This window comes from Arthrobacter sp. RAF14, assembly GCF_052114185.1.
Classification (GTDB): Bacteria; Actinomycetota; Actinomycetes; order Actinomycetales; family Micrococcaceae; genus Arthrobacter_E.
In genome coordinates this window covers 828,786-847,422 of sequence record NZ_JBFREG010000001.1, presented here as the reverse complement: position 1 = coordinate 847,422, position 18,637 = coordinate 828,786, and the positions used below count along the sequence as shown (strand labels likewise).

Annotated in this window: 12 protein-coding genes and 1 tRNA gene; 5 read left to right on the top strand and 8 right to left on the bottom strand. The window is 68.6% G+C overall.

The window, feature by feature from the left end:
• Positions 1 to 5 precede the first annotated feature (5 nt).
• The 8 genes from prmC to argS all read right to left on the bottom strand — a co-directional run bounded on the left by prmC (position 6) and on the right by argS (position 10,925).
• Positions 6 to 890: a peptide chain release factor N(5)-glutamine methyltransferase gene (gene prmC / locus AB4Y75_RS03950; RefSeq protein ID WP_441434572.1), complete on the bottom strand. Its 885-nt coding sequence runs from the start codon at positions 888 to 890 to the stop codon at positions 6 to 8.
• 9 nt (positions 891 to 899) lie between these two features.
• Complete coding sequence (gene prfA / locus AB4Y75_RS03945) at positions 900 to 1,973, bottom strand: peptide chain release factor 1 (RefSeq protein WP_441434571.1); 1,074 nt, start codon at positions 1,971 to 1,973, stop codon at positions 900 to 902.
• A gap of 93 nt (positions 1,974 to 2,066) precedes the next feature.
• Positions 2,067 to 4,178 (bottom strand): transcription termination factor Rho, encoded by a 2,112-nt coding sequence (gene rho / locus AB4Y75_RS03940; RefSeq protein ID WP_441434570.1) that lies wholly within the window; start codon positions 4,176 to 4,178, stop codon positions 2,067 to 2,069.
• 209 nt (positions 4,179 to 4,387) lie between these two features.
• A complete protein-coding gene (gene thrB / locus AB4Y75_RS03935) occupies positions 4,388 to 5,356 on the bottom strand; it encodes a homoserine kinase (protein WP_441434569.1) in 969 nt (322 codons plus the stop codon).
• A 3-nt stretch (positions 5,357 to 5,359) separates the two neighbouring features.
• Complete coding sequence (thrC, locus tag AB4Y75_RS03930; RefSeq protein ID WP_441434568.1) at positions 5,360 to 6,463, bottom strand: threonine synthase; 1,104 nt, start codon at positions 6,461 to 6,463, stop codon at positions 5,360 to 5,362.
• Complete coding sequence (locus tag AB4Y75_RS03925; protein ID WP_441435256.1) at positions 6,464 to 7,768, bottom strand: homoserine dehydrogenase; 1,305 nt, start codon at positions 7,766 to 7,768, stop codon at positions 6,464 to 6,466.
• Between the two features lie 8 nt (positions 7,769 to 7,776).
• A complete protein-coding gene (lysA, locus tag AB4Y75_RS03920; RefSeq protein WP_441434567.1) occupies positions 7,777 to 9,276 on the bottom strand; it encodes a diaminopimelate decarboxylase in 1,500 nt (499 codons plus the stop codon).
• Entirely contained in the window at positions 9,276 to 10,925 is a 1,650-nt protein-coding gene (argS, locus tag AB4Y75_RS03915; protein WP_441434566.1) for an arginine--tRNA ligase, read from the bottom strand. The genes lysA and argS overlap by 1 nt, the downstream gene beginning before the upstream one ends.
• Positions 10,926 to 11,104: 179 nt before the next feature.
• Here argS and AB4Y75_RS03910 point away from each other — a divergent pair, with 179 nt between their 5' ends.
• The 5 genes from AB4Y75_RS03910 to hrpA all read left to right on the top strand — a co-directional run bounded on the left by AB4Y75_RS03910 (position 11,105) and on the right by hrpA (position 18,616).
• Positions 11,105 to 11,575 carry an FMN-binding protein gene (locus AB4Y75_RS03910; RefSeq protein ID WP_441434565.1) on the top strand — a complete coding sequence of 157 codons (471 nt, stop codon included), beginning with the start codon at positions 11,105 to 11,107 and terminating at the stop codon, positions 11,573 to 11,575.
• Positions 11,576 to 11,583: 8 nt separating this feature from the next.
• Complete coding sequence (locus AB4Y75_RS03905; protein ID WP_441434564.1) at positions 11,584 to 12,483, top strand: FAD:protein FMN transferase; 900 nt, start codon at positions 11,584 to 11,586, stop codon at positions 12,481 to 12,483.
• Complete coding sequence (locus AB4Y75_RS03900) at positions 12,483 to 14,012, top strand: FAD-dependent oxidoreductase (RefSeq protein WP_441434563.1); 1,530 nt, start codon at positions 12,483 to 12,485, stop codon at positions 14,010 to 14,012. The genes AB4Y75_RS03905 and AB4Y75_RS03900 overlap by 1 nt, the downstream gene beginning before the upstream one ends.
• Before the next feature lie 153 nt (positions 14,013 to 14,165).
• Positions 14,166 to 14,241, top strand: a tRNA-Arg gene (locus tag AB4Y75_RS03895).
• 298 nt (positions 14,242 to 14,539) lie between these two features.
• Positions 14,540 to 18,616: an ATP-dependent RNA helicase HrpA gene (hrpA, locus tag AB4Y75_RS03890; protein WP_441434562.1), complete on the top strand. Its 4,077-nt coding sequence runs from the start codon at positions 14,540 to 14,542 to the stop codon at positions 18,614 to 18,616.
• Positions 18,617 to 18,637 lie beyond the last annotated feature (21 nt).

Sequence of the window (18,637 nt, the reverse complement as noted above, 5' to 3'; positions counted from 1 at the left end):
TCCGGTCACACGCGGCGGGCGGACGTGGCGCGGTCCTTGCCGTTGAGGTCCTGATGCGTCCTGACGTCCGACCAGGCGGCGTCCTGGCCCAGGCGTGCGGCCAGCCAGGGCGCCTGCACCTCAGCATGTTCCATGATGAACCAGCCGCCCGGTCTGAGCAGCCGCGCCGCGCTGGCCGCAGCGGCCAGGGGAAGCTCCATGCCGTCCGCTCCCCCGCCATACAGCGCCATCTGGGGGTCATGATCCGCGACCTCCGGCTCACGGGGCACAGCCTCGCTGGGGATGTACGGCGGATTGGAGACCACCACATCCACCAGGCCGTTCAGCTCCGGCAGGGCGTCCCGCAGATCACCCTGATGAAGTTCGACGCCGTGCGGCCGGGTGTTGCGTTCGGCCCAGGCGATGGCCAGCGGGCTGAGCTCCACGGCGTGCACGCGCGCGCCCGGAACCTCCTGCGCGAGCGAGGCCGCGATGGCGCCCGACCCCGTTCCGAGGTCCACCAGAAGAGGCTCGAGCACTCCCCCGGCCCGCAGCTCGGCGCACCGGTCCACGGCCCACTGCACCACGGTCTCGGTCTCGGGACGCGGGATGAAGACGCCCGGACCCACGGAGAGTTCCAGGTGCCGGAAGTAGGCCACCCCGGTCAGGTGCTGCAGCGGGATCCGCTCCGCACGCTGCGCCACCAGCCCCGGAAAACCCTCCGGGACGGCGCCGGAACCCATGAGGACCACAAGCTGCAGTTCCTTGAGGTCGACCCCGAGGGCATGCGCCAGGAGCAGTTCGGCGTCCCGGCGCGGACTCGGCACACCCGCTGCGGCGAGCACGGCTGCGGCGGCCCGGACGGCGGGGGCCAGGGGCGCGCCGGGGCGCAGGGCGTCGTCGTCGTTCACGGCGGTCCGCTACTCGCCGATGGCGTCCAGGCGGGCCTGCTCGTCCATCTCGATGGCGGACTGGATGACCGGCTCCAGGTCACCGTTCATGACGGCGTCCAGGTTGTAGGCCTTGTACCCGGTGCGGTGATCCGCGATGCGGTTCTCCGGGAAGTTGTACGTCCGGATGCGCTCCGAGCGGTCCATGGTGCGGATCTGCGACTTGCGGTGCTCGGCGCTCTCCGCGTCCAGCTGCTCCTGCTGGTGCGCCAGGAGTCGCGCACGGAGCACGCGCATGGCCGCCTCGCGGTTCTGCAGCTGGGACTTCTCGTTCTGCATGGCGACCACGATGCCCGTGGGCAGGTGGGTGATGCGGACGGCCGAGTCGGTGGTGTTCACGGACTGCCCGCCGGGGCCGGAGGACCGGTAGACGTCGATCTTCAGATCGTTCTGATTGATCTCGATCTCCTCGGGCTCATCCACCTCGGGGAACACCAGGACGCCGGCGGCCGAGGTGTGGATGCGTCCCTGGGACTCGGTGGCCGGCACGCGCTGGACGCGGTGCACGCCACCTTCGAACTTCAGGCGGGCCCAGACACCCTGTGCCGGGTCGTTGGAGGATCCCTTGATGGCCATCTGAGCGTCCTTGTAGCCGCCCAGATCGGACTCGTTGGCGGAGATCAGTTCGGTCTTCCAGCCATGGGCCTCGGCGTACCGGGTGTACATGCGCAGGAGGTCGGCGGCGAACAGCGCGGCCTCCTCGCCGCCTTCGCCGCCCTTGACCTCGATGATGACGTTGCGGGCGTCGTCGGGATCACGCGGAATGAGCAGACGGCGCAGCTTCTCCTGAGCGGCCGGCAGCTTCTCCTCGATCTGGGTGACCTCTTCGGCGAAGTCCGGGTCCTCGGCGGCCATCTCCCGTGCCGCCTCCAGGTCATCGCTGAGCCCGCGCCAGGTGTTGTACGCCTCCACGATGCCGTTGAGCTGCGCGGAACGACGGCCCAGCTTACGGGCCAGCGACTGGTCGGCGTAGACGGCGGGGTCGCTCAGCTGCGCCTGGATCGCGGCGTGCTCGTCGAGCAGACCCTGGACGGACTCAAACATGTTCAAAACCTCTTTCAACCTGGTGGCAAGTTTATCGGGAGACGGCAAACGGGGATGGGACCGGCGTGTGGCCGGTCCCATCCCCGTCAGGAGCTACTTGTCGTTCTCCGACTTTGCAGCCAGGGTGGTGCGCTGCACCTGGAGCAGGAACTCGGCGTTGCTCTGCGTCTCACGGATCTTGCTCGTGAGCAGTTCCAGACCCTGCTGCTGCTCGAGGCCGGAGAGCAGGCGGCGGAGACGCCACATGATCTTGACCTCGTCCGGCGAGAGGAGGTTCTCCTCGCGGCGGGTGCTGGAAGCGTTGACGTCGACAGCCGGGAAGATGCGCTTGTCCGCCAGGTGGCGGGACAGGCGGAGCTCCATGTTGCCGGTGCCCTTGAACTCCTCGAAGATGACCTCGTCCATCTTGGAACCGGTCTCGACCAGGGCCGTGGCGAGGATCGTCAACGAGCCGCCGTTCTCGATGTTGCGGGCTGCGCCGAAGAACCGCTTGGGCGGGTACAGCGCGGCGGAGTCCACACCACCGGACAGGATGCGACCGGATGCCGGCGCGGCCAGGTTGTAGGCACGGCCCAGACGCGTCATGGAGTCCAGGAGGACCACCACGTCCTTGCCCATCTCCACGAGGCGCTTGGCGCGCTCGATCGAGAGCTCGGCGACCGTGGTGTGGTCATCGGCGGGACGGTCGAAGGTGGAGGCGATGACCTCACCCTTCACCGTGCGCTGCATGTCCGTGACTTCTTCGGGACGCTCGTCGACCAGGACCATCATGAGGTGGACCTCAGGATTGTTGGTGGTGATGGCGTTGGCGATGGACTGCAGGATGAGCGTCTTACCGGCCTTGGGCGGGGAGACGATCAGGCCACGCTGGCCCTTGCCGATGGGAGCCACGAGGTCGATGATGCGCGGGCCGATCTTCTTGGGATCGGTCTCGAGGCGCAGACGCTCGGACGGGTAGAGCGGGACGAGCTTGTTGAACTCGACGCGGTTCTTGAGTTCTTCAGGCTGCAGACCGTTGACGCTCGTGACGCGCACCAGCGCGTTGAACTTCTGGCGGTTGTTCTGCTGGTTGTTGTTGTTCTCGCCTTCGCGCGGAGCACGGATGGCGCCGACGACGGCGTCGCCCTTGCGCAGGTTGTACTTCCGGACCTGGTTGAGGGTCACGTAGACATCCTGCGGGCCCGGCAGGTAACCGGAGGTACGGATGAACGCGTAGTTGTCCAGGACGTCGAGGATGCCGGCCACGGGGACCAGGACATCGTCATCGCTCAGCTCGGTGTCATCCACCTCGGGGCCCTGGTTGCGGCCGCGGCGACGCTCGTTGCGATCGCGGAAACGGTCGTTGCGGTCATTCCGGTCGCCGCGGTCGTTCCGCTCATTGCGGTCCCGACGATTACGACGGTTCCGGCGGTTCCCGCCTTCTTCCTCGTCGTTGCGGGTGTCCTGCTGGCGGTTCTCCTGCTGGCGTGCGCCCTGCTGATTGCCGTTGTTCTGGTTCGCAGCGTTCTGGCCGTTGCCCTCACCGTTGCGGGGGCCACGTTCGGAGCGCTGACGGTTACGGCGGTTGCCCTCACCCTCGCGGGCTTCGCCCTGCTCGGCGGCGGGCTCAGCGGACTCGGCGGGAGCCTCGGCGCGTTCGCCGGTGTTCTCGCCACCTTCGGCACGGCGGTTGCGGTTCCGGGTGCGGGTGTTGCGGCGCTCGGAGCCCTGCTCGCCGGAGTTGTTCTCGGCGTTCTCAGCACGCTGCTCGGCGACCGGGGCTGCGGACTCGGCGGGTGCGGTCTCCGCAGCGGTCTCGGCTGCGGCGACGACGCCGTCACTGCCGGCGCGGCGGGAGCGACCACGGGCACGGCCGCGGGCAGGGGCCGCCTCCGAGGCGGTCTCCTGCTCGGCGGAAGCAGCGGCGGGAGCCTCCTGGGGAGCCTCAGCCTTGGGCGCGGAAGCCCTGGTGGTCTTGGCGGTGGTGGCCTTGGCGGCTTCCTCGCCCTTGGCGGGGCGGTCTGCCACGGAGGAACCGCGCTGGTGGTCGGAGATGGCGGTCACGAGGTCGCCCTTGCGCATCCGGGAGCTCCCGGAGATGCCGAGCTGGCTGGCAAGCGCCTGCAGCTGGGCGAGCTTGAGGCCCGCCAGGCCGCTGCTTTTCGCTGCGGGTGCAGCGGAGCTTGTCTTGTCCACATCCGTTGTCAGGACAGTGGTTTCAGTCACGAAGGATCCTTCCCCCTCGATGGCGCCCGGGCTGGAGCCGGACGGTTGGGTTGACAGCACAGGCCTTCAGATCATCCTGGGCTGCTCATGACCGCGCAATGGGGCGACGCATGAGTTTTTGCAAGGAATTTGCCGCGCGAAACACACGGTCCAAGGAAAGGATCCGCGGGTACGTTCCCCGCGCGCAAAAAGTGGCATCCACTGCGGATTTACCGCGGATGCACTTCCACTTTAGCACCTTCGCGGTCCACCGCCGGTCGCAGCACACGCCACGACACCGCGCCGGACTCCCGCTGCCGGATGAAATCCTCCACCTCGGCGGCTTCCTCCACCGAACGGGTGAGGGTCATGACAGTTGGGCCCGCTCCCGAGACGACGGCGGCGTGACCGCGTTCGCGCAGAGCGGCGATCAGATCGGCGCTCGGCTGCATCGCCGTGGCCCGGTAGTCCTGGTGGAGGTAGTCCCGCGTCGCCGGCACGAGCAGATCCGGCTGCGAGGTCAGCGCGGCCACCAGCAGCGCCGCCCGTCCGGAATTCATGGCCGCCGCGTGGTGCTCTACCTGGGCGGGCAACAGCGTCCGGGCAAGTTCGGTGGACAGTTCGAAGTCCGGGATCGCGACCACAGGGACGACGTCGGCGTGGACCTCGGCACGAGCGCTGTGGAAGGCGTCGCCCTCCTGCCAGGAGAGCGCCAGCGCTCCGAAGATCGCGGGTGCCACATTGTCCGGATGGCCTTCCAGCTCACTCGTGAACTGCAAGACCCAGTCCAGCCCACGGCGGGCGCCCTCCGGCACCAGGCCATTGGCTGCGAGAGCGGCCGCGACCACCGCCGCGGCAGAGCTGCCGAGACCGCGGCCGTGCGGGATGACGTTCTCGGCCCTCAGGTGCAGGCCCTGATGGCGGAAACCCAGCTGGGCCAGCGCCGATTCCAGGGAACGGATCACCAGGTGACTGCCGTCCCGCGGCACGGACTCGGTGCCTTCGCCGCTCAGCGTGAAGTCGAGGGCCCCCGAGTCCAGTGTCTCCACCGTCACCGTGTCGAAGAGCTGGACGGCCAGGCCAAGGCTGTCGTAGCCCGGGCCGAGGTTCGCGCTGGTGGCCGGGACCCGGACGGTGACGGAAAGACCGGACGGCAGTGCGACGAGTGGCGCCGCACCGCCGTCGTGAAGTTCAGCCAAGACCTAGCCCTCGAAGCCGAGCGCTGCGGCCACGGAGACCACGTCGTTCTGCACCTTGACCGGGGAGACGTCGCCGCCGTCCTCGGTGCGCAGGGCCCACTGGGGGTCCTTGAGGCCATGACCGGTCACCGTGATGACGATGGTCTTGCCGGTGGGGACTTCGCCCGCGGCGTGCTTCTTGAGCAGACCGGCGACGCCCGCGGCGGAGCCGGGCTCCACGAAGACGCCTTCCTTGCTGGACAGCCAGCGGTGTGCGGCCAGGATCTCGTCATCCGTGACGGCCTCGATCAGGCCACCCGACTCGTCACGCGCGGCGACGGCGGTGTCCCAGGAGGCGGGGTTGCCGATCCGGATCGCGGTGGCGATCGTCTCGGGGTGCGTGATCGGGTGTCCGGCGACGAACGGCGCGGCGCCGGCGGCCTGGAAACCCCACATGACGGGGGTCCGCGTCGCGACGGCCGGGAGTTCACCGGCGGTGGCGGACTGGTACGGGGCCGCGTACTCCTTGTACCCCTTCCAGTAAGCGCTGATGTTGCCGGCGTTGCCGACGGGAAGGACATGGATGTCCGGTGCGTCACCGAGCGCGTCGACCACTTCGAAGGCGCCGGTCTTCTGGCCTTCGATGCGTGCCGGGTTGACCGAGTTCACCAGGAAGATCGGGTATGCCTCGTTCAGCTTGCGGGCGATCTCCAGGCAGTCGTCGAAGTTGCCGTCCACCTGCAGCAGGGTGGCACCGTGAGCGATGGCCTGGGACAGCTTGCCCATGGCGATCTTGCCTTCGGGCACCAGGACGGCGCAGCGCAGACCGGCCGAGGTGGCGTACGCCGCGGCGGAGGCGGAGGTGTTGCCGGTGGAGGCACAGACCACGGCCTGCGCGCCCGCCTGAACGGCGGCCGTCATGGCCATGGTCATGCCACGGTCCTTGAACGAACCGGTGGGGTTCATGCCCTCGACCTTGAGGTAGACGGTGTTACCGGTGAGCTCGGAGAGCTTCTGGGCGTGCACCAGAGGGGTCCCGCCCTCACCCAGGGTGATCACCCGGGTGCTCTCGTCGACAGGCAGACGTTCGGCGTATTCGCGGATCACGCCGCGCCACTGATGAGCCACTTAGACACCTTCCACACGGAGGACGGACGTCACGTCCTGCACGACGTCCAGTTGAGAAATGGATGCGACGGTCGCCGCGAGGTCGGCCTCGCTGGCGCGGTGCGTGACGATGCGCAGTTCCGCGGATTGATCAGCGCTGCTGATGCTCTGCCGGAACAGCTCGATCGACACTCCGTTGTCGCTGAAAACCTGAGCGATGCGTGCGAGCACACCCGGCTGATCCGCGACCCGCAGGCCGACGTGATAGCTGGTGCGGCTGGCAGCGATGGGCAGCGCGGGAACGTGTCCCGTGGTGGTCTCGGTCCGGCCGGGCCCGCCGAGAACGATCCGTCGCGCCGCGGAGACCAGATCACCGAGGACGGCCGACGCCGTGGGGGTACCGCCGGCGCCCTGACCGTAGAACATGAGTTCGCCGGCGTTCTCGGCTTCGACGAACACCGCGTTGAAGGCGCCGCGGACAGCGGCCAGCGGGTGCTCGCGCGGCAGGAGCGTCGGGTGGACGCGGACGCTGACGCCCTCGCCGCCCTCTTCGTCCGTCAGCTTCTCCGCGATGGCGAGCAGCTTGATGACGAAGCCGGCATCCTTGGCCGCGGTGATGTCCGCGGCACTGACCTTCGTGATGCCCTCACAGTGCACGTCATCCAGGGAGAAGCGGGTGTGGAAGGACAGCGCGGCCAGGATGGCGGCCTTCGCAGCGGCGTCGTGACCCTCCACATCGGCGGTGGGGTCGGCTTCCGCGTACCCCAGGCGCTGAGCCTCAGCCAGGGCGTCCTCGAACTGCGCGCCCGTGGAATCCATCTGATCCAGGATGAAGTTGGTGGTGCCGTTGACGATGCCGAGCACCCGGGTGATGCGGTCCCCCGAGAGGCTGTCGCGGATGGGACGCAGGATCGGGATGGCGCCGGCCACCGCGGCTTCGTAGGAGAGCTGGACGCCAGCCTTGTCCGCCTCCTCATAGAGGGTGGGACCGTCCTGGGCCAGCAGGGCCTTGTTGCCCGTCACCACGCAGGCGCCATGGCGGACCGCGGACAGGATGAGGCTCCGGGCCGGCTCGATGCCGCCCATGAGTTCGATGACCAGATCGGCGCCGGCAACGAGGGACTCGGCGTCGGTGGTGAAGAGTTCGCGGGGAAGCTCGACATCACGGGGCGAGTCGATGTTCCGGACACCGATGCCCACGAGTTCCAGGCGTGCGCCCGTGCGGGCCGCCAGGGTCTCCGCGTCCTCGAGGAGGATGCGTGCCACCTGAGACCCCACATTGCCGCAGCCCAGAAGCGCGACCTTGAGGGTCTTCGTCTCATTCACATCGGTGTTCACAGCTCTCCGGCTCCCATGTCTCGGTTCAAGAGGTCTTCCTCGGTTTCCCCACGAATGATCCACCGGGCGGTCCCATCGGAGACCGCGACCACTCCCGGACGGGCCAGGTAGTTGTAGTTGCTCGCGAGTGCCCAGCAGTAGGCGCCGGTCCCCGGCACCGCCAGGAGATCACCGGCCCTGACATCCGAGGGCAGGTAAACATCTTTAACAACAATGTCGCCGCTCTCGCAATGTTTGCCCACCACTCGGGACAACTGCGCGGGGGCGTCCGAGGCGCGGTTCGCCAGCGCGGCCGAGTAATCGGCGTCGTAGAGGACCGGGCGGGGGTTGTCGCTCATGCCGCCATCCACGGACACATACCGGCGCGGGTGGGTCTGATCCCCGCCCTCGGGGGCCTCGACCTGGACGGTCTTGCGGGTGCCGACTTCGTACAGCGTGAAGGTGGTGCTGCCCACGATCGCGCGGCCGGGCTCGATCGAGATGCGCGGGCAGTCGATGCCCAGCTCCTGGCAGGCATCACGCACGACGGCGGCCAGGGCCTGGGCGATGTCGGCCACGGGTCGCGGGGTGTCCACCGGGGTGTAGGCGATGCCGTGCCCGCCCCCGAGGTCCATCTCCGGCAGCACGATGCCGTGCTTGCGCTGCATCGCGTCGTGGAAGGCCAACAACTTTCGGGCGGCGACGGCGAAGCCATCAGCCTCGAAGATCTGCGATCCGATATGGCAGTGCAGACCGAGGAGTTCGATGCCCTCGAGCGCGACGGCCGCGTCCACGGCCTGTTCGGCGGCGGACAGCGCCGGGTCGATGCCGCGGAGCTCCGCGTCCTCCGCGGTCCCCGGCGCCATGGACAGACCGAACTTCTGGTCCTCATGTGCCGTGGCGATGAATTCGTGGGTGTGCGCATGCACTCCCGGGGTGAGGCGGAGCATGACCTTCGCGGTCTCCGCCCGGCCCTCGGCCCGGCGTCCCTGGACGATCCCGGCGACGCGTTCCAGCTCGTCGATGCTGTCCACCACGATGCGGCCGACGCCCATGTCCAGGGCTCGGTTGATCTCGGCCGACGACTTGTTGTTGCCGTGCAGTCCGAGCAGCTCGGCCGGGAATCCCGCACGCTGGGCGACCGCCAGCTCGCCACCGGAACAAGTGTCCAGGCGCAGCCCTTCTTGGCGGACCCACCGGGCCACCTCGACGCTCAGAAAGGCCTTGCCCGCGTAGTAGACGTCCACGCCACCGCAGAGCGAAGCGAACGCCGCGTTGAAAGCATCACGGAATGCGCGTGCCCGCGTGCGGAAGTCCGCCTCACTCAGGACGAAGAGCGGTGTGCCGAACTGCTCCTTGAGAGAGCTGACCGAAACACCGTCCACGGTGAGTTCGCCCGAGGCGGACCGCGCGACGTCGTGTGCCCAGCTGGGGGCGTGCAGGGCGTTGAGGTCCGCGGGGGCCTGAAGCCATTCCGGGGCCAGCGGGCTCGCCGCCGTCACGTCCGCCCCGCTCACTACATGCGCTCCGGAGCCGAGACGCCGAGCAGCGCCAGGCCGTTGGCCAGGACCTGGCTCGTGGCGTCGTTGAGCCACAGGCGGGTCCTGTTGAGCGTGGTCACGTCCTCGTCACCCAGCGGTGTGACACGGCAGGCGTCGTACCAGCGGTGGTATGCCCCGGCGATGACCTCGAGGTGACGTGCGATCCGGTGCGGCTCGCGCAGCTCGGCGGCCTTCGCCACGATCGACGGGAAGCTGCCCAGCTGGGACAGCAGTTCGTTCTCGGTGGGGTCGGTCAGCAGCGAAGCGTCGAACTCGCTGCGGTCCACGCCGGCCGCTGCCGCGTTGCGCGCGGTTCCGCGGGAGCGGGCGTGCGCATACTGCACGTAGAACACCGGGTTCTCGTTGCTGTTCTTCTTGAGGACCTCGGGTTCCAGCGTGATGGGCGAATCCGCGGGGAAGCGGGCCAGGGAGTACCTGACGGCGTCCTTGCCGAGCCAGCTGATGAGGTCCTTGAGTTCGATGATGTTGCCCGCGCGCTTGGACAGCTTGGCGCCGTTGACGGACACCAGCTGCCCGATGAGCACCTCGATGTTCTTCTCCGGGTCATCCCCCGCGCAGGCCGCGATGGCCTTGAGGCGGTTCACGTAACCGTGGTGGTCTGCGCCGAGGAGGTAGATCTTCTCCTCGAAGCCGCGGTCCCTCTTGGTCAGGTAATACGCGGCATCCGCTGCGAAGTAGGTGGGCTCGCCGTTGGCACGGATGAGGACACGGTCCTTGTCATCCGTGAAGTCCGTGGTGCGCAGCCACACGGCGCCGTCCTGGTCGAAGACGTGGCCCTGCTCGCGCAGGCGGTCCACGGAGGCCTCCAGGGCACCGGACTCGTGCAGGGTGCGCTCCGAGAAGTACACGTCGAAGTGCACATCGAAATCGGCCAGCGTCTGCTTGATGTCCTCAAGCTGAGCCTGGTAAGCGGCCTCACGGACGATGGGGAGCGCGGCCTCGTCCGTCAGCTCGCGGATGGCGGGGTGCTCGCGGAGCACCTCCTGCCCGAGGTCCACGATGTACTGACCCGGGTAGCCGCCCTCGGGGACGTCCCGGCCACGCAGGCGGGACAGCACGGAGTTGGCGAACACGTTCATCTGGCTGCCGGCGTCGTTGATGTAGTACTCGGCGGTGACAGACGCACCGGCGGCACGCAGCACGCGGGCGATCGAGTCACCCAGCGCCGCCCAACGGGTGTGGCCGATGTGCAGCGGGCCGGTGGGGTTGGCGGAGACGAACTCCATGTTGACGGTGTGGCCGGCGAGCGCGTCATTGTTGCCGTACGTGGCACCTGCCTCGACGATGGTGCGCGCGAGCTCGCCGGCGGCTCCGGCGTCCAGGGTGATGTTGATGAAGCCCGGGCCTGCGATGTCCACGGACGCGACGCCTTCCACGCTTTCCAGCTTCCCGGCCAGGATGGTGGCGAACTCACGAGGCGTCAGGCCTGCGCGCTTTCCGAACTGCATCGCGGCATTGGTCGCCCAGTCACCGTGCTCACGGTTCTTGGGTCGCTCCACGCGGACCTCGGCCTCCAGCGCCTCGGCGGGGAGGTTGATCGAGCCGTCAGCGACGGCGTCCTTCAGGCATGCGGTGATTGCTGCGGAGAGTTGTTCGGGAGTCACCCCTCAATCCTACGGGGAGGGGCCTTCCCGGCGGAAAAGCATGAATCCGGTATGTGGACAGCGTGATCCACAGAGTCCACCCATTCTCAGCAAACTCTGGACATTCGCCCAGCATCCCGTTCTACGGTGGAGCCAGCCCCTCGGGTCCTTCATCCCTTCGTCCCCCACCAGGAGCATCGATGACCATCTCCACCCCCACTGCGAAAATCCTGGCCGGCACCGCCGCGGGGCTCGCCGTCATGGCCGGAGCCACGGCCTGCGCACCGGCGAAACAAGGCTCCCCCACGGCCGAGGTGTCGTCACCGGCCGGAGGTTCCAGCACCCCTGGCGCCGCGGCGGCCCCCGCCACGCCCGGTCACTACAAGGACGGCACCTACAGCGCGGACGGACATTACACCTCCCCGAACGGCGAGGAGACGGTGGGGGTCACCCTCACGCTCGCTTCCGGGAAGATCAGCGACGTCAAGATCGCCACGCATCCCACCAGTGCGAACACCCAGCTGTTCCAGAACCGGTTCGCCGGCGGCATCAAGGACCTCGTGGTGGGCAAGAGCATCGACGAGCTCGACGTCTCCCGCGTGGCCGGATCGAGCCTGACCAGCGGCGGTTTCAAGGACGCGGTGGAGGCCATCAAGAAGCAGGCGAGCTGAGCCGCGGCATGAATGACCCCCTGGAATTCGATGCCATCGGGACCCGCTGGTGGATCCAGGCCGGCGGGCTCACCGATCAGGTCGCGGAGGAGATCCGGCGGCGGATCGACGAGTTCGACGGCGTGTGGTCGCGTTTCCGCTCCGACTCCGAGGTCTCACGCTGGGCGTCCGGGTGGGCTGAGGCGAAGAATTCCGGGGCACCTGACGGCGCCGGCACCGAGCGCACCCTCGTGCTCCCTGCCGAAGCAGCGCCCCTCGGCCGCCTGTACCGGGAACTCCACGATCTGAGTGGAGGATCGGTCACGCCATTCGTGGGCGAATCGCTCGTCCGGCTGGGCTATGACGCGTCGTACTCCCTCACCCCGCACGGTCCCGCGATACCGGCACCGGCCTGGGGCAGGGACGCGCTGTGGGAGGACCGCACCGTGACGGCGAGCGCACCCGTCCTCCTGGACATCGGTGCGGCGGGGAAAGGGCTCCTGGTGGACCTGGTCTGCGGGATCCTCCGGGACGCGGGGGTTCGGGAGTTCTTGGTGGACGCGGGCGGTGACCTGCGGCATCACGGTCCCACGGCCGCGCGGATCGGGCTGGAAAGCCCGTTCGACAGCAGCCGGGCGATCGGCGTCGTCGAGGTCGAAGATCAGGCGCTCGCCGCTTCCGGGGTGAGCCGCCGCGCCTGGGGACGCGGCCTTCACCACGTGGTGGACGGTCTGACGGGTGAACCCGTGCGGCGAGTGGTGGCAAGCTGGGTGGTGGCACCCGACGCCATGCTGGCCGACGGGCTCGCCACGGCGCTGTTCTTCGTCCCCGGAGCCGATCTGGCGGCACGTTACGGCGTGGAGTGGCTGAGCGTGCACAGCGATGGGCATGCCGAAGGTTCCGAGTACTTCCTGGAAGGCCTGTTCTGATGTCCGCACTCCTGAATCTCACGCAGCGCGTGACCCGGTCCCTGGGCCGACTCTCGATGACTCGTGTGGTGGCTCTGGCCCTCGGCGTCCTGGTGGCGTACAGCATCGTCCTCGACGCCCTCGGCTGGACCGAGTTCGGCGTCCCCGCACTCTTGGCGCACCTGGTGCTCTGTCTAGCGGCGACCGCACTGTCCAACGGGGCCTGCGCCCTGCTGTTCAGAATGCGTCCATACTGGGATTCATCCCTGGTGACCGCCGGTCTGCTGTACTTCCTGTTCTGGCCCGCAGCCACCTTCCGTGAAGGGCTGGGCGTGGCCCTGGCCGCCGTGCTGGCCTCGGCGTCGAAGTACGCTCTGGCCTGGCGCGGTCGCCACCTCTTCAATCCGGCCGCTCTCGGCGCGTTCGTGGTGTCGCTGACCGGCCTCAACGCGGCGACCTGGTGGGTCGGCTCCCCCCTGCTCCTCTGGGCCGTGGTGCCCCTGGGCCTGCTGGTCCTCTACCGGGCCGGGCAGTTCCCCGTGGCGCTGAGTTTCCTGGCCGTCTCCTTGCTTACGGCCGTGGGGGTCGCACTGGGCCGCGGCCTGTCCGTTGCCGAGGTTCCCGCCCTCTGGTTCGCCAGTCAGGCGACCGTGTTCTTCGCCTGCTTCATGCTCAGCGAACCCCTGACACTTCCTCCGCGGAGGTGGCAGCGCGTGTTGGTGGGCGCCTTGGTGGGTCTGCTGTTCAGCCTGCCGTTCTCCCTCCAGCTCGGCGCCGTGATCCTGTCGAACGCTCCCGAGGCCGTGCTCCTGGTGGGTAACCTTCTCGCCTTCGCTCTGCGCCCCAAGGGCTCGAGCCTGGTCACGTTCCTCGATCACCGTCCGGTGGGCCGGGACATCACCGAATTCACCTTCCGGGCCACGGGCGACTCCCGTCTCGCCGCAGGCCAGTACGTGGAACTCACCGTGCCGGTGCCGGGCATCGGCTCCTCCCGGCGGGTGTTCAGCCCGGTCGCTGCCGGCGACGGCGTCCTCCGCATCGCCACGCGCATGCCCAGCCGGCCGTCCCCCGCCAAGAAGGCCCTGTACGAGATGGAGACCGGCCACGAGTTGCGTCTGAGCCGCACCGGCGGCGAATTCCTGCTCGGACCAGCCAGCCGGCCGGCGCTCCTGGTGGCCGGCGGCATCGGCATCACGCCGTTCGTGGGGATGCTGGACGGGGCGGCCGCCGGGGCGGTCCCGGACACGGTGGTCCTCTATTCGGTCCGGGATCTCGACGACGCCGCCTACCTGAGTGAGCTGGCCCGCTCCGGCGCGCGTGTCCTCCTCCGCACGTCCGATCCCCTTCCCGAAGACGTTCAATTGCCCGACGGCGTCGAGCATGTGGGCAGTGAGCGCTTCACCGCCGCCCGGATCGCCGAACTGGTGCCCGACGCGGCGGGGCGTCACGCGATGGTCTCCGGGGCACCGGAATTCGTCGCGACGCTCAGGAGGGCTCTGCGCTCGGCGGGCGTCCGCCGGGTCAGGAGCGATTCCTTCCTCGGCTACTGATGCTCAGGCCACTGACTCGCCGGTCGCCGCCAGGGCTTCAGAGACCTCCGGGAACATCCGCGCCCCGCTCACGGACCGTGCCGATTTCGCATCCGGAGGTGGATTCCTGCTAAGCTCGAGGACGTTCCGGGGCCACCCCGGGATCCCTGGCCCGCCCTCGTAGCTCAGGGGATAGAGCGTCTGCCTCCGGAGCAGAAGGCCGTAGGTTCGAATCCTATCGAGGGCACCAGATACAGCGAGAGCCCCGGTTCCACGGAACCGGGGCTCTCGTCATCTCCACCCTTCCCCGGACCGGCGCGACCGAGCAGTCCGCGAGCGCCGAGTGCAGAGGTGGATGATGCGACGCGAGGCGCAGCCGGAGTGACCGAGGTGCGGCAGCTTGCGTCAAGGGGCCCCGCGCCCCAACACCGGCGTCACCGGGCAACAGCGCGCGGGGAAAGCAAGCAGAGCACCTCGGTCACTCCGGCCCCCTCGACGGGGACGCCTCCGGCGCCGCACTTCACACGCCCAACTAGACTGATCAGGTCATGCCTCTGAACATCACATACCCCGCCGCGCTCCCCGTCTCCGAACGCCGTGAGGACATCATGGCCGCCATCGCGGAGAACCAGGTGGTCATCGTGGCCGGCGAGACCGGCTCCGGCAAGACCACGCAGCTGCCCAAGATGTGCCTGGAGCTCGGGCTCGGCGAGAAGGGCCTGATCGGGCACACCCAGCCGCGGCGCCTCGCCGCCCGCACGGTCGCGGAGCGCATCGCGGAGGAACTCGGCGTGGAACTCGGCCAGGAGGTCGGATACCAGGTCCGCTTCACAGGCGAGGTGGGGCCCCAGACTCAGGTCAAGCTCATGACCGACGGCATCCTGCTGGCCGAGATCCAGCGGGACCGTCTGCTGCGCAAGTACAGCGTGATCATCGTGGACGAGGCCCATGAGCGCAGCCTCAACATCGACTTCATCCTCGGGTACCTCAAGCGCCTGCTCCCCCAGCGCCCGGATCTGAAGGTCATCATCACCTCGGCCACGATCGATCCGGAGCGTTTCGCGCGGCACTTCGGCGGCGAGGACACCCCAGCTCCCATCGTCGAGGTCTCCGGCCGCACCTACCCCGTGGAGATCCGCTACCGGCCGCTGTCCGAACCGGGCAGCGACGAGGAGCTGGACGACGAACTCGAAGAGGACCGGGACCCCGTGGACGCGGTCTGCGACGCCGTGGACGAACTCTCGCGGGAAGCCCCGGGCGACATCCTGGTGTTCTTCTCCGGTGAGCGGGAGATCCGGGAGGCCGCGGAGGCGCTGCAGGGCCGCCTGCCGCGCAATCCCCGCCTGGCGGACGCGGAGATCCTGCCGCTGTTCGCGCGGCTGAGCCTGGCCGAGCAGCACAAGGTCTTCAATCCCGGTCCGCGCCGCCGCATCGTCCTGGCCACGAACGTCGCCGAGACGTCGCTGACCGTGCCGGGCATCAAGTACGTCATCGACACCGGCACCGCCCGCATCTCCCGGTATTCACACCGCACCAAGGTGCAGAGGCTGCCCATCGAACGCGTCTCCCAGGCCTCCGCGAATCAGCGGTCGGGCCGCTGTGGCCGTGTCAGCGACGGCATCGCCATCCGGCTCTACTCGGAGGACGACTTCCTGGGCCGCCCCGAGTTCACCGACCCGGAGATTCTGCGCACCAATCTGGCGGCCGTGATCCTCCAGATGATCGCCATCGGCGTGGCCAAGACGCCGAAGGACGTGGAGGGCTTCCCCTTCGTCGAGTCGCCCGACACCCGCGCGGTCAACGACGGCGTCACCCTCCTGCGCGAACTGGGGGCTCTTCCCGCAGCCGGCGCCTCGTCGGACGACGACGGCGCCCCCTCCCCCTCCCCCTCCGCGTCCACGGAGCCGACCGCCGCCGGCCAGGGCGGCCGTGGCCAGCGCGGCCGGGGACGTGGCCGCGGGCAAGGGGCCGGCGGCCGCAAGCCCTCCGGCCTGACCGCCGTCGGGCATCAGCTCGCCCAGCTTCCCGTGGATCCGCGGCTGGGCCGCATGATCGTGGAGGCCGCGCGCCGGGGCTGCGCCCGCGAGGTCATGGTGCTGGCCGCCGCGCTGACCATCCAGGACCCGCGCGAACGCCCCACGGACAAGCAGCAGCAGGCCGCGGAGAAGCACGCCCGTTTCAAGGATGAGAAGAGCGACTTCACCGGGTACCTGAACCTGTGGAACCACCTGCAGGAGAAGCAGCGGGAACTCTCGTCGAGCCAGTTCCGCCGGCTCTGCCGCACCGAGTTCATCAACTATCTGCGGGTCCGGGAGTGGCAGGAACTCTATGCGCAGCTCCGCCAGCTCGCCAAGCCGCTCGGGATCACGGTGGACAACAGCCGGGACACCGACCCGGTGGGTCTTCATGATGCGATCCACCAGTCGCTGCTGTCCGGTCTGCTGAGCCAGATCGGCCTCTACGATGAGCGCAAGCGCGAGTATGCGGGCGCGCGTGGCACGCGGTTCGCCATCTTCCCGGGCTCGGCGCTGTTCAAGAAGTCACCGGCTTTCGTGATGGCCGCTGAACTCGTCGAGACCAGCCGCCTCTGGGCACGCGTGGCCGCCGCCTTCGCCCCGGAATGGGCCGAGCAGGTGGCCCCTCAGCTGGTGAAGCGGACCTTCAGCGAACCGCACTGGTCATCGAAATCCGGCTCCGTCATGGCATACGAGAAGGTCACGCTGTACGGCGTGCCCATCATCCCCAAGCGCCGGATCAACTACGCCTCCGTGGACCCGGAACTGTGCCGCGAGCTGTTCATCCGGCACGCCCTGGTGGACGGCGAATGGCGCACCCATCACAAGTTCTTCCAGCGCAACCGGGCCCTCCTCCGTGAGGTGGAGGAGCTGGAGACCCGGATGCGCCGTCGCGACATCCGGGTGGATGACGAGACGCTGTTCGAGTTCTACGACCAGCGGATCGGCCGCGAGGTGGTCTCGGAACGGCATTTCGACGCCTGGTGGAAGCAGGCCCGGCAGGATGATCCCACCCTGCTGGACTTCGACCGTGCCCTCGTGATGAGCGAGGAGGCCGACGATCTGGACGAGGCAGCCTTCCCCCGGGCCTGGCACCAGCAGGGCTTCGAGTTCCCGCTGAGTTACGAGTTCCATCCAGTCGCACCCGGCGCCACCCCGGATCCGTCCGACGGTGCCACCGTGGAGATCCCGGCCCTCTTCCTCAACCAGGTGGACCCGGAACCGTTCCGCTGGCAGATCCCCGGCCAGCGGGTGGAACTGGTCACGGCACTGATCAAATCGATGCCGAAGGCCGTCCGCAAGAACTTCGTCCCGGCCCCGGATGTGGCGCGGCAGGCGGTGGCGGCCCTGGAAGCGGACTTCTCCCCCACCGAGGACCGGATCGAGCAGGCGCTGGCCCTGACGCTGCGCCGGCTGCGTGGCCAGGTGGTCCCGGACGGCAGCTTCTCCTGGGACGCCGTGGCTCCCCATCTGCGCATGAGCTTCCGCGTGGTGGACGCCAAGGGCAAGGTGCTCGGCGAGAGCAAGGATCTGGCGGCCCTTCAGGACGAGCTGGCCCCGGCCACGCGCCGTGCCATCGCCGAGAGCCTGGGTGCGACCCCGAAGTCGGTGAACGCCTCCCCGGCCCGCCCGGGGAAGGCCTCGCCGAAGACGTCCGCGGGCAAGGACACTCAAGCCGGCCCGACGACGGCGGGCGCCCAGCCTGGACTGCACGCCTCCGGTATCGCTGAGCTGAGCGGCCTCACGGACTGGGCCGCGCTGACCGCCGCGAGCGGTGGGGTGATCCAGCGCAGCGTGAGCCGTCAGCTAGGTGGCCACACGGTGACGGGTTATCCCGCGCTCGCGGACGAGGGATCCACGGTCGGCCTGCGGGTGTTCCAGACCGCGGAACGGCAGGAGTCCGCGATGCGCGCCGGTGTCATCCGGCTGCTCGCCCTGAAGATCCCGGCCCCGGACCGCTACGTGCTCGAGCACCTGAGCAACACCGAGAAGCTGACCTTCAGCCAGAATCCGCACGGCAGTGTCAGCGAGCTGATCGCCGACTGCGCCCAGGCTGCGATCGACAAGCTCGTGCCCGCGCAGCTCCCGTGGGACGCGAAGGCGTTCGATGCACTCTACGAGCAGGTGCGGGCCGATCTCATCGACACGGTGTTCACGGTGACGGCGGTGGTGGAGCGCATCCTCGCCAGCGCCCGGCGGATCGAGAAGCAGCTCAAGGCGAGCACCAGCCTGGCTCTGATCAGCGCGCTGAATGACGAGAAGAGTCATCTGGCGCAGCTGGTGCACCGAGGTTTCGTGGCACAGACGGGCTACCAACAGCTCGCGCAGCTGTCGCGGTACCTGACGGCCATCGAACGCCGCCTGGAGAAACTGCCGACGAATGTGCAGCGCGACGCCAACAGCATGGCCGTGGTCCAGCGCCTGGAGGACGACTACGACGACGCCGTGGCGGCGCTCCGTTCCGGGGAAGGCCCCGGCCCCGAGCTGACCCATGTGCGCTGGATGCTGGAGGAGCTGCGGGTCAGCTTCTTCGCCGTCGAACTGGGCACGCAGTACTCCGTGAGCGAAAAGCGGATCCGCGTCGCCCTGAACAAGGCCCTGGCTCCCTGACCGACCGCGCAGGATGTCATG